This window comes from Rhizobium sp. P2_G2, from assembly GCF_056403555.1.
Map to the genome: position 1 here is coordinate 20,953 of NZ_JBFUFF010000084.1, position 9,469 is coordinate 30,421.

At 59.0% G+C, this 9,469-nt stretch carries 10 protein-coding genes; 2 read left to right on the top strand and 8 right to left on the bottom strand.

Features of this window, described 5'->3' with window-relative positions; genetic code table 11:
- Positions 1 to 344: 344 nt before the first annotated feature.
- Positions 345 to 1,376 (top strand): DUF2778 domain-containing protein, encoded by a 1,032-nt coding sequence (locus AC1D06_RS33230; RefSeq protein ID WP_477990115.1) that lies wholly within the window; start codon positions 345 to 347, stop codon positions 1,374 to 1,376.
- A gap of 157 nt (positions 1,377 to 1,533) precedes the next feature.
- Here the strand turns inward: AC1D06_RS33230 and AC1D06_RS33235 are convergent, their stop codons facing one another.
- The 5 genes from AC1D06_RS33235 to AC1D06_RS33255 form a co-directional block, all read right to left on the bottom strand.
- Positions 1,534 to 2,643, bottom strand: coding sequence for a sulfite oxidase (locus AC1D06_RS33235; protein ID WP_477990116.1), 1,110 nt, complete (start codon positions 2,641 to 2,643; stop codon positions 1,534 to 1,536).
- A 204-nt stretch (positions 2,644 to 2,847) separates the two neighbouring features.
- Positions 2,848 to 3,519 carry a DUF938 domain-containing protein gene (locus tag AC1D06_RS33240; RefSeq protein ID WP_477990117.1) on the bottom strand — a complete coding sequence of 224 codons (672 nt, stop codon included), beginning with the start codon at positions 3,517 to 3,519 and terminating at the stop codon, positions 2,848 to 2,850.
- A gap of 189 nt (positions 3,520 to 3,708) precedes the next feature.
- Positions 3,709 to 4,110 carry a GFA family protein gene (locus tag AC1D06_RS33245; protein ID WP_477990124.1) on the bottom strand — a complete coding sequence of 134 codons (402 nt, stop codon included), beginning with the start codon at positions 4,108 to 4,110 and terminating at the stop codon, positions 3,709 to 3,711.
- A 332-nt stretch (positions 4,111 to 4,442) separates the two neighbouring features.
- Positions 4,443 to 4,820 carry a hypothetical protein gene (locus AC1D06_RS33250; protein WP_477990118.1) on the bottom strand — a complete coding sequence of 126 codons (378 nt, stop codon included), beginning with the start codon at positions 4,818 to 4,820 and terminating at the stop codon, positions 4,443 to 4,445.
- Position 4,821: 1 nt separating this feature from the next.
- Positions 4,822 to 5,271 (bottom strand): cupin domain-containing protein, encoded by a 450-nt coding sequence (locus AC1D06_RS33255; RefSeq protein ID WP_477990119.1) that lies wholly within the window; start codon positions 5,269 to 5,271, stop codon positions 4,822 to 4,824.
- A 99-nt stretch (positions 5,272 to 5,370) separates the two neighbouring features.
- Here AC1D06_RS33255 and AC1D06_RS33260 point away from each other — a divergent pair, with 99 nt between their 5' ends.
- The gene (locus AC1D06_RS33260) at positions 5,371 to 6,354 is read left to right on the top strand and encodes a LysR family transcriptional regulator (RefSeq protein ID WP_477990120.1); all 984 of its coding nucleotides are present in this window, start codon (positions 5,371 to 5,373) and stop codon (positions 6,352 to 6,354) included.
- A 389-nt stretch (positions 6,355 to 6,743) separates the two neighbouring features.
- Here the strand turns inward: AC1D06_RS33260 and AC1D06_RS33265 are convergent, their stop codons facing one another.
- The 3 genes from AC1D06_RS33265 to AC1D06_RS33275 all read right to left on the bottom strand — a co-directional run.
- Complete coding sequence (locus tag AC1D06_RS33265; protein WP_477990121.1) at positions 6,744 to 8,186, bottom strand: HAD family hydrolase; 1,443 nt, start codon at positions 8,184 to 8,186, stop codon at positions 6,744 to 6,746.
- A 442-nt stretch (positions 8,187 to 8,628) separates the two neighbouring features.
- A complete protein-coding gene (locus tag AC1D06_RS33270; protein WP_477990122.1) occupies positions 8,629 to 9,015 on the bottom strand; it encodes a hypothetical protein in 387 nt (128 codons plus the stop codon).
- A 154-nt stretch (positions 9,016 to 9,169) separates the two neighbouring features.
- Positions 9,170 to 9,469, bottom strand: a 300-nt coding sequence (locus AC1D06_RS33275) for a LexA family protein (RefSeq protein ID WP_477990123.1), incomplete at its 5' end; no start/stop codon positions are given.

Here is a 9,469-nt window from a genome sequence, read left to right on the forward strand (position 1 = left end):
TCTTTCAGAATTCGGGACACCGTTTAGGATTTGCTTACCATATATCTTCATACTTTGCCCGTTCGGCGCAGTTGCGGCAGCCATCGCTCCGCTCTTCGCCGGCAGTGTAGCGACCTGCGGACAATGCGGTCACCGCTATCTAGAGTAACGAGTATCGGGTAACTGTATTCATGGCGTCTCCTAACAAGCCTGCGCATTCCGCGTCGAAATCCCGCCGCGGCCATACCCTGAATATTGCTCTGGGCGCCTTGCTTACCTGCAGCGTTACCGCCGGATGCGCTTGGGGCCTTGCTTCGATGCTCGGTGCGATGCACGAGGCGGCTCGCACATTGTCCGAAGCCAGGATGAGCTTCGCGACACCTCTCCATTTCAAGGTGGCAGCCGCTGTCGAGCGACACCCAGAGCGCAGGCTGAAAGTCGCCAAATTTTCACGCCTGACGCAACTCTCGGCAAATGAGGTCCGGCGGCAGCAGCTGACTGTCGCGGCAATCCGGATGGCGCACCAGCGTGACGTTGCTGCCCAGCTCGCCTTTGCGGAAGAGAAAAAGAAAATCGAGAACGCAAAGCTCGCGGCGGCCTTTGCGCGTGCCAAAAGTTCGGTGGAACAGGACGAGAAGATCAGCGGCAAGCCATCCTTGGTCACGGCGCTGGTTGAAAATCTTCCTACCCGAGACCTCCCGCCCTTCGGCCTTGTGCTGACGAAACCCGAAACAGAAGACCCCGGAACAGAAGACGACCTGGCTCTTCCCGACCAGATTCCGCTGCCTGAAGCCAGGCCCTTGATCGAGACGGTCGTTACCGATCAAAAACCAGACGACGAAAAGCCCGTCGCGCGCAAAAACCTCGACGGCAAGGACACCAAGCAAGACCTCGCCTATGCAAAACCCGAGCGCTCGCTGCTCGGCGATCTCTTCAACAGCAAGGCCAGCGACACCGCCTGGCTGGGAAAGGGCACGAAGGTCGCGATCTATGACGTTTCCAGCGCGACCGTCTACCTGCCCGATGGAACCAGGCTGCGCGCTCATTCCGGCATCGGCAAAATGCGCGACAATCCACGCTACGATCACGTCACCATGCGAGGCCCGACGCCATCAGGCATCTATCGCCTGACGATGCGCGAAGAGCGTTTCTACGGCGTCGAGGCACTTCGGATGACGTCGATCGACGGGCGCAACCCGGAGAACCGGATCGGGCTCTTGACCCATACCAACCTGCTGCGCGGTCAGATCGGCTCGCATGGCTGTGTCGCCTTCCAGAACTATCAGCCATTCCTCAGAGCCTTCAAGCGTGGTCAGATCAACACATTGGTCGTGGTGCCAGAGCTACCGTCATCACGTACGCAGCTCGCCGCGCTCTATCGCAAGGCAGGCGCCTGATCAGTCTCTAAGCAAGGCCTCTACTCTCGCGAAGGCACCTCTGCGCCCCCATAATGGTCATCGAGCCACCCGCCGCTGTTGCTGCAAAGCGGACATGACGCAGTGACAACGCGGGTCGCAGTTGCGCCGAGCCGCCCATTCCGCGCCATGCGGATGATCAGATCACGAATTCCTCCGCGTATGTCTGTGGCGCGGGAACGACCGTAACCTCCACCGGAACGATCCAGTTGGCCACGTAGCTCTCGCAGTCGGAACGCTGGAGGTCGGGCTGCACGCTCCCCGCCGCATCGATCGCGCGACATCGCAGGTCATATCGCCCCACGTCTTCAGGGGTCCAAATGTACTCCCACAAGCGCCATGCAAAGGGACGTTCCGTTTCGAGCAGCCTTGCCTCGCGCCAGCCCGTGCCATCCCCAGTGCAGACCTGCACCTGCCGGATGGCAGCCTCTCCGCTCCAGGCGGCTCCGAAAATCCGGTATGGTTGGCCGGCGACGAGACGCGCCCCCTGCACGGGACGCGCGATCTGCGCTTTGACCTCCATCTCCGCAAGCGGGACCAGCCTGGGTTCCCCGAGGCTGCGCTCCCAACGGAAATAGTCGCGCGCCTGCCAGTAGCCAAGGAACGGTTGCTCCACAACCGTGATATGCGTGATCCACTTGACCCAAGCCATGCCGAACCAGCCACCCACGACCGCGCGTAGCGGGTAGCCGTGATCGCGCGTCAACGGCTCCTCGTTCATCGAATAGGCAAGCATCGTGCTGTCGGCGATGGCCTTCTCAAGCGGCAAACTGCGGGCAAAAGCGATGGGGCCGGGCGAAGCCGTTTTCTTGTGCGTGTCGACGACGCCGCTGTCGGCGCCTGCGAGCAGAACCTCACATGCGGTTCGCTTGACGCCCGCCATTTCCAAAATCTCGCGCAGAAGAACACCTGTCCACGCGGCATTGCCGACGGCTCCGTTCTGCCACTGCAACCCCTCCCTCGGCGGCACATAGTAGACGCGCCCGTTGCCTGCGCACTCGACCACGGCGCTGAAAGTCGTGCTCCGCATCGCCTTGATGCTGTCGAGGTCAAGTTCGATCGGCCGCTCCACCGCCCCGTCAACGCGCAATCTCCAGTCTCGCGCATCGAGGTCCGGCGACGGGAAATGGTTTCGCACGAAGAACAGTTCGGTCGGGATCAGCCGATCGGCGAGCGACGCAAACGGAAACTCGATATTCGCTGGGGATTTCTGTCGAACTATCAGACTGGGTTGCTGCGGTGTCGGCATCGTTCTCGTCTTCCCTTCAAAGTGCACAACGTCGGCTCTCGGTCGCGCGGATTCCGATACGATCACACCGCCCCTAGAGCGTGTCGCATCCCGCCTTCGGCCGCATTCCAGCACATACCGCACGTTCCTCGGATCGACCTCGAGCGGCAGCAAAGGGCCCGAATGCTGCTATAGGCCCACGTCTCTTTCGCGCCCGCTTGTCGTTCAGGCATTACCGCTGGAGAAGACCAGCAACATATTGTTGGCAGGCATCTCGACCGTCTCGCGGAGATCAAGTCCAGCGGCCTCACCCACGTGTTGGAGATCAGCGATATCACGCACCCCCCAGGATGGGTCGCGCTCCCTCAGAGCCGCGTCGAAAGCAGCGTTCGAGGGGGCGTTGTGTGCCCCGTCGCGCATGAAAGGGCCGTAGAGAACAAGAAGCCCACCAGCGTGAAGCAAACGGCCAGCGCCTGCGAACAATCCCAAGCTTGCCGCCCATGGCGCGATATGGATCATATTGATCGACACGATGGCGTCAAAATGCCCCGCTTGTTCGACGCCCCATTGTCCTGAGCACACATCAATATCCCGCGGTGCCAGCACATTCTTCAGCCCTGCGAATTTGATCCAGCCAGACGTGCTGGTGCGGGCGTCGGCATCCGGATCGCTCGGCTGCCAGGTGAGGTTGGGCATTGCTCCCGCAAAACACACGGCGTGCTCGCCGGTCCCGCATCCAATCTCCAGCACGGCGCCACGCGTTGGAAGGACACGTTTTAGAACCGCGAGGATCGGCGCCGAATTTCGCGCAGCGGAAGGTGAGAACATGCGCTGGTCGGCGCTGACGTCGCGCTGTTCCAGCGCAACAGGCGAACGGCTCTTCTTCTCTGGGGGCATTGGCCTTGAATCCCCTTTGGGCGATGTCTCCCACCTTATAGCTGAAATGATGGGACTGAAACCAAGGATTTCGGACTTACGAAGGGCGTCGTCGGCGCGTGCGTTCGGCCGAGGGCGACCGACGGCTTCCGGGCCCATATCGGTCATCGGTCGACGCGCAGCCCATGACCGCTCCTGCCGAGAAGCGGCCTAGAACCAGAGGTCACGCACGCAGCGCCCCTTTGCCGGAAGGTCTTGCCATGTATCAAGGCCGTCGAAATGGTCGATCGGCAGATCGCAAACCTCTTCCGGCGGCGCAAGTCGCAGATTGACAGCCATCCGCCTGCGACCATTCTCATCGAGACGAAGGCCGCGCCAGCTCAGGACGCAAGCGCAGGATGGGCAAAACAATATTTCGAGATTCGGATTGCCCCGGTCGGTCCGGGTATAGGAGGCGGTGATGCCGGAGACGGTGATCCGCTCTCCGTCGTAATCATAAGCCCACAGCGTCCCGTAGCGTCGACAGAGCGTGCAGTTGCACGCGGTGATCGAGCCTGGATCGCCTTCCAGCGTCCAACTGGCCTTGCCGCAATGACATGAGCCGATGAGCATGTCGCTACCCCAGTCGCTCTGATCGCCTCTATGGTGCAGCAACCACTCAAGCTTTACAATGGCCACGCTCCCTGCATGGCCGTTTCCGGCCCGAAGCGGACGTGGGTTCGCCTCAAAAGACGCCAGTTTTGGCGCCCATGTCGGACGTCGAGAGTTTTGGCCGCATCCGAAAGCGGACATTTGCGCGAACTGGCGAGCAGCGGGTTGGCGCCACCAGAGGACCTCCGGCAATCGGAGGGCAATTCTCGCGACGTTCGGTCCGCTTTTCTTCTCGTGCCCGAGACTGAACCGGGCCTTTTGACCGCGGGCATTGGCAAACCCGCGGTCAGTCGTCACGCCGCTGCACCAAGTCCGTGGCGGGCAACGGTCACCAGAAACAGCAGCATCGAGGCCAAACTCAGTATCGCGCCGGCACTCGCCAAGGCGGGCGAACCTCCGGCGACGACCATGGCAATACCTGGGACCATGAGAGCGACACCGAGGATGGCAAGTCCGGCGTGAATGCGGGGAAGGATCCCCTGCGCTGCCGTGGGGGTCAGTCGGTAGTACAAGCCAAACAATGCCAGCGTCGTCCATCCCACCAGGTTGAGATGCGCATGGGCTGGCGCCAGCAGATGGTCCTCGCTGATTGCCATCTCAATCCCCCAACCCATGCCAACGGTGACACACACGACCGCCGCGAGAAAAAAGACTAAGGCGATGTCACGCATGTCAGCCTCTCTGCGCCAGCCCGGGGCCGGTAAACTGCGAGCCATAGCGTGCCGCACATTCGGCAATCGCGGCGATGTCACGCGGTATTTGAAAACCGCCTGCGGCGACTTCTTTGAAAAAGCCTTCAAAGCCACCCGGCGTCAGCACGGCGATGCAAACAGCGCCGTCCGGACCGGTGCGGAAGCTATGACGCTTGCCACGTGGGATATGCGCAGTCTCCAACGGACCACGCCGAAACACGGTGCCCTCAAGTTCGAAATCAATGACGCCTTCCAGCACGAGGAAAGTTTCGTCCTCGGCCTCGTGGACGTGCGAAGGCGGGCCTTCAAGCGGACCGGCAACGCCATGGACGATGGACATGGCGCCTTGAGTTTCGGCGGAGGACAACAGGATGCGATAGGTGGTGCCGTTCCAGCTATGAGACTGCTGTGGCTGCGTGTATATGTTCATGATTGAGGGACCTTTATGGTTGGTTGATGGAAGGCCCCCGATGTAATGCACCGCCGGGCTTGTGATAAATTGAATGATTATATCGACTGAATTGGTCCCATGAATTTATCCACGTTCGACCTCAACCTGTTGAAAGTGCTGGATGCCTTGTTGCGCGAACGGTCGACCGTGCGCGCCGGGGAGCGGGTTGGCCTATCGCAGCCGGCCGTCTCGGCGGCCCTTGGGCGGTTGCGCGCCGCCTTCGGCGATCCACTGCTGGTGCGTGATGGCCAGCAAATGCGCCCCACGGAATTCGCACTTGGCCTGGTGTTGCCGCTGACGCAGCTGCTTGAGGATTCAAGCCGCCTTTTGAACCCGGCAGGCTTCGATCCCGTGAGCGCAGTGCAGACGTTTCGCATTGCGGCGTCGGATTTTTTCACCGAGATGATGCTTCCCGGCCTGCTGGCTAACCTGGAACAGCGGGCGCCGGGCATCTCGCTGCGCTACACGGACTCGCTCAATCCTCAGACCATGGACGACCTACGAGAAGCCAGGCTGGATCTGATCTTGTTGCCTATGGGCAATTTTCCGCCCTGGGCCGATTGGCGATCGATTTTTCATGCCAGTTACGTTGTTGTTGCGCGGCAGGACCATCCGGTTCTACGCCAGCACGATGTTACGCCAGCGGCGGCGATGCCCGTTGAATTGTATTGCAGTCTACGTCACGCCGCGTTCCGCGTCATCGAGACGGTACCCGATCGAGAAACTGCCGCACTTGCGGCACTGGGCCTGCAACGCGAGGTCGTCCTGTCGGTGCCGACCTTTACGGCCGTCTGGCGGTCCGTGGCCGCGACGAACCTCGTCGGAATCGTACCGCGCCGGATGGCCCAGAAAGTGTCCGCCGCAGAAGGGCTTGCCATTCATCCACTGCCCTTTGCCTTGCCGCCAACGCTGTTGGCAATGACTTGGCACCGGCGCAATTCCGCCTCTCGTGCACACGCCTGGCTGCGCGATCAGGTCTGCGAAATACTCGCACCGCTTGATGATCTTGAACAGGCCAGCGTCGGCAGCGCGGTTTTGGAAAGCGCTGGTAATCTCTATTGATGACGGGCCGGGTTTGCGTCCCGTAACGGGCCCTTTGGAACGGTCGCTCTCGATACTGAGAAGCCGAAAACCGACCGTCAGTTTCCGGCCATTCGGGCCTCCGGGCGCAGCAGGGCAGGCCGTTTCTGGCCCATTGCGGACATAGAAGGTTGAAGCAGCCAAAGACTGTTTCGCGCCCTCGATATGGTCACCAGCGGTGTCTTTCGCTGCACCGAAAAGCGGACGTTCGGCAGCAACGGCGGAGCATCCTTGGCTCGCGCGCGCCGCCGTCAATGTCATCATAACTCGGGGGTAGCCACCGAATCCATCGATTGGACAACGCACGGATTTTGTGGGTCGCGCGATCCGCCTCTTTTAACGATGGCGTCGAGACGGGCGGCGTCTTGACGTTACGACCGCTTAGGCTCTTCGAGGGCTCCCGCATCGCGCGGAGAATCACTCGGACGGTGCGGCTGTGCGATCAGCAACGTGAGAAGAACTACCCCCAGCATGGCAAGGCCGGCGGCGTAGAATATCGTGAGCCTTCGTTCGGAATTTGTTTTCCAGCAGAGGATTTTTACGTCGCCGCTCATCTGCGAGATCGTCGTGCCGAGACCTATTCCTGGTATTCTTTCGGCAAACTCTTTTTCGATCGAGCTAGCGTGTTTAACCGCTCCTCGGAGGAAGATGTGATACCAGTATCGATCCATAAAGAAGAAGGCTAGCCAAGCGAAGACGGCTGCAACGACGAGCCCCACTCCGGCTGAAATTCTGATGCCAAACACATCCGCCTGCAGGCCATGCTGATAGGTGAAGCCAACCGAAGCGATCAGCGCACCCACCACCGTTATGGCGAAATTCCTTATGCGCATTTCCAGATCATTAAAATGCTGTTGGACGTCTACGGTCTTCTTCCAAGTTTCAAGGGCATATTGGGTTGCGGTTTTGTCGTCAACGATTGTACCGGGCTTCTGATCGAAGGACTCGAAGTCGCAATGAATGAAGATCTCTGCGAAAGAGTCCGTCAGCACTGCGCTTGGTTCGAAGTCGTGGCCCTTCTCAACGATGGCTTTTTCACGTTGGACATCTGCTTCCGTCCAATGGGACACCTGCCGAAGAAGGTCGTATTCAGGACGGCGCTGACTCTCGCCATACTTTGCGTGTATGTCAAAGACGCCGACATCACGGGCCATTGCAACATCTTTGAAAAGGCTGTCTCCGACGTAGGCGCAGCGATCAATCGTTGCGCCTACCGCCTTCACGATATCTAGCAGCACGCGAGGATTTGGCTTGAGCTCACCCGGTGGGGTGTGTCGGGATTCCGTAACTTGGAGTTCGTAAAATTCCTCCGGAAGCCTTCGCATGCTGTCGACCGATATGCCGCTCGGCATATCGTGATCCTGAGGACTGAACATGACCTCTATCAATCCGTCCAAACCGAAGCGCTTGAGGCGATACGCGCTATAAAACGCCATCGATTCCGTGTAAGCGACGATCTTCGTGCCCTGATCTTTGATCCGCCACAGGGACCGGAAAACGCTCGGATAGAGTTTGAGATTGAGGTCCCGTCCCTGTCGCGACAATTCGATCGATTCTCGAAACGCGGTCCTAATGTCCCCGCGTTGACGCAAGTCGGCAAGTGCTTCGATTTCCTCAATAAGAAACGTGTATTCTGACGTGCGACGTGTCTGGTGTACTTTTCGGATGTCAGCTTGAATTTCTGCTTCGGTGCGGTTGGTCTGTTTCAATATCTCGCGGTAGACCGGCTCAAACGACGCGTACCATACCGCGAACCAGTCAAAAAGCGTGTTGTCAAGATCAAGGATAAGGGTGTCGACGACTTTTCGCGGCACGGTATGCCTTTCAAATTTTGCGGCCGCGCAGTTCGCAGCCATGGGTCAACAATAATAAAAGCGCCCAGATCGGAACGCACTCGACCTTATGACAATAGCGTTGTCTGTCCTGCGATCATAGAGCTACGTCGCACGAGCCGCGCTACAGGTGGCCGTTACCGTCACATTCTCGATTGCTCGCGTTGGTCTGGTACGCGCCCCCAATTCAGACGTTCCTCTGTCAGGTCGCCAAATCTGAGAGCTGCCGCTCATCCTAGCGATGAATTATGACCTGGCGGCAATGGATCGCTGGCTTTCCTATCAAGACTGACCACGGCTACAGAATGACATAATGGGACAGGGGGAGGTTACCATTCGGCGGTCAGCTAAGGTGCAGGTCCTGCGTAACGAGCGCATATCAGGCTCACATGGGTTCCTTCCGTGGACGGAGGTCTGCGACCTCTCATTCATGCTTTAGGCGCTCCCACTCACCGACCAACGACTTGTAATTTTCACGAAAAACCGCCTCTTCGTTGCCTTGCAGCGGCGTCGTTTGCGGAGAAAAGAATGTCCGACGAAGAGCGTCGATAATACGCATGTCGCCTGGATCAAGTTCTGTCAGGGCTTGTTGCATCACCCACAAGCCCAACCGTCCACCCTCTTCGGGAAGCGCCGGTTCTTCGCTGAAATAGGGATACACGACGCGGACATATTCTTCCCTAACGCGCGCGTGCAGCGCATCCCTTATACGAATTGTGCCACCTAGGTCCTCAAGTCGCAGGTTACCGTGCACGCTTTGGGGGATGATCTCAACTGGTTCATTTGACCAACGCAATTTCGCACTGAGCAATTCGAGGACGCCGTCTTTCAGCAGTGGGTATAGTCGCTTGTAACTCCTGTTTGACCTTATGCGGTCATCAGTCAGTTGTGTTAGATCGCCGTCGCCCGATATATGCCTTTTGACGTCTAACCAGAAAGGTAAATAGAAATCACCGCCTCGGCTTCTAGTACCTCTGCACAGAGGATTTGACGGTTTGGTTTGGCTGCAATGTTGGCAGGCAGTTGTGGTGGATGAGTAGTTCGACACTGCGTGCGATGCGTGGCTGCCTGCGGATCAGGCCGTTGCTTTCGAGCGTGAGCAGCATCTGGTGGACGGATGGCGGGGTGACGCCGARATAGCGTTGCAGRTCGCGTTCGGCCGGTGCGCGCCCATTGATCTGGCTGTAGGCCCAGATAAAGGCGAGATACTGGCCCTGCTTGTCGGTGAAGCGCGGCGCCTCTGGCAACTTTTGGTCAAGTAATTG

What these genes read in the sequence shown, in the direction of transcription:
- AC1D06_RS33230 (WP_477990115.1), top strand. Translation starts at nt 345, where the DNA reads ATGAGCTTCGCGACACCTCTCCATTTCAAGGTGGCAGCCGCTGTCGAG.
- AC1D06_RS33235 (WP_477990116.1), bottom strand. Translation starts at nt 2,643, where the DNA reads ATGCCGACACCGCAGCAACCCAGTCTGATAGTTCGACAGAAATCCCCA.
- AC1D06_RS33240 (WP_477990117.1), bottom strand. Translation starts at nt 3,519, where the DNA reads ATGCCCCCAGAGAAGAAGAGCCGTTCGCCTGTTGCGCTGGAACAGCGC.
- AC1D06_RS33245 (WP_477990124.1), bottom strand. Translation starts at nt 4,110, where the DNA reads ATGCTCATCGGCTCATGTCATTGCGGCAAGGCCAGTTGGACGCTGGAA.
- AC1D06_RS33250 (WP_477990118.1), bottom strand. Translation starts at nt 4,820, where the DNA reads ATGCGTGACATCGCCTTAGTCTTTTTTCTCGCGGCGGTCGTGTGTGTC.
- AC1D06_RS33255 (WP_477990119.1), bottom strand. Translation starts at nt 5,271, where the DNA reads ATGAACATATACACGCAGCCACAGCAGTCTCATAGCTGGAACGGCACC.
- AC1D06_RS33260 (WP_477990120.1), top strand. Translation starts at nt 5,371, where the DNA reads ATGAATTTATCCACGTTCGACCTCAACCTGTTGAAAGTGCTGGATGCC.